The organism is Kitasatospora sp. NPDC034035 (genome assembly GCF_055575755.1).
The window spans coordinates 1-1,438 of record NZ_JBVISA010000115.1 but is presented as its reverse complement, the minus strand read 5'-3'; the positions used below and the strand labels follow the sequence as shown (position 1 = coordinate 1,438).

Here is a 1,438-nt window from a genome sequence, read left to right as displayed (position 1 = left end):
CCAATGCCGGTGATTTAAGGTCCTGCCCGGTCCGGCGATCGTGACGATGGCCGGAGCGGGTGGTGGCCAGTCGCGGTGTTCGGCCCGTTTGAGGGGCCAGTTGGACATCTTGCGTTTGATGACGCGTGGGCATGATCGGTTACGCCGTGGTGGCAAGAGGCGTTCGCTGATCTCAGCCAGGGTTCGGGTGAGTGCGCGGGCAAGTGTGCCGGGGGGAAAGCGCCGCCTGGGCGGGGACCTGGCGGCGTACGACCCGCAGGCTGCGGGTGAAGGAGAGCCGGTCGGGGTCCAGGCCCTCGTGCAGGGCGGCCTGGTGCATCAGCTGCCGGACGGCATGGTGGACGAGGAGGAGCCCGTAGATCTCCTGCTCGACGCCCCACGGGTACTTCGAGCGCAGGACGAGTTTGGGGCCGCGCTGGTGGGTCTTGATCTCGTCCAGTGTGGTCTCGATCTCCCATCGCTGGGTGTAGAGCGCGGCCAGCTCTCGGGCCGGTGCCTGTTCGGGGTCGAGGATGGTGGTGACCAGCCGGTAGACGGCCTGGTCGCCGGTGCGGGCCAGGGTGTACTCCACGACCCGCACGAGCACGGGGTTGCGGCGGCTCCTCCGGTCCTGTTCGGCGTGGACCGTGCTGAGGTAGGAGCCGTCGTCCAGGGCCCGCACGACCGGTAGGGCGGCGTTGGAGCGGACCCGCCACAGCAGGTCCGCTCCGCTGGCCCGGGCGGCCTGCCACAGTTCGAAGCCGTAGAAGCCCCGGTCGGCCAGCAGCAGCATCCCCTCTTGCAGACGGGTGAACAGCTGCCGGGACAGTGACTGCTCACTGGCCGAGAGCGGGCCGACGGCCGCGCCGAACATCGCGTGGGTGCCGCATTCGGCCAGTCCGACCAGCCTGGCCTGCGGAAACGCACTCGCCCCACGGCCGGACGCGTGTCGGCCGAAGAACTCGGTGTTGGCCTCGGTGTCCGCCAGGTCCAGGCAGGTGCCGTCCACCGCCACCACGCGCCACCGCCGGTACCAGGCACCCGCCGTCTCGGGCACGGCCAGCGGGCGGCAGACCCGCGCGAACAGCACCTTCAGCGGCTCGACGCCCAAACGTCGGCGGGCCCGGCCGATCGCGGCGGTCGTGGGCACCCGCCACGACCGCCGCCCGTCCCCGAGCCCCTCGCCCAGCAGCCGGGCGACCTCCTCGTAGCCCTGCCCGAAGAACAGACACATCGCCAGCACGAAGTACACCACCACCCGCGCCGGCAGCAGACGACTGCGCTTCTCACCCCGCCCGGTCTTAGCGATCACCTCATCGACCAGACCCGGCGGAAACGCCTGCGTCAGCACCCCGATCGCAATCCGATCCGACAACCGCTCACCCGCACACGACTTGACCTGCCCCACCCTCGCCACACCACAACCAACGACACACAGACCACAAAGTCACCGGCATTG

The 1,438-nt window shown here is 70.0% G+C and carries 1 protein-coding gene; it reads right to left on the bottom strand.

Features of this window, described 5'->3' with window-relative positions:
- Positions 1 to 172: 172 nt before the first annotated feature.
- Entirely contained in the window at positions 173 to 1,396 is a 1,224-nt protein-coding gene (locus tag ACZ52J_RS42880; RefSeq protein ID WP_465626875.1) for an IS4 family transposase, read from the bottom strand.
- Between the last annotated feature and the right edge of the window lie 42 nt (positions 1,397 to 1,438).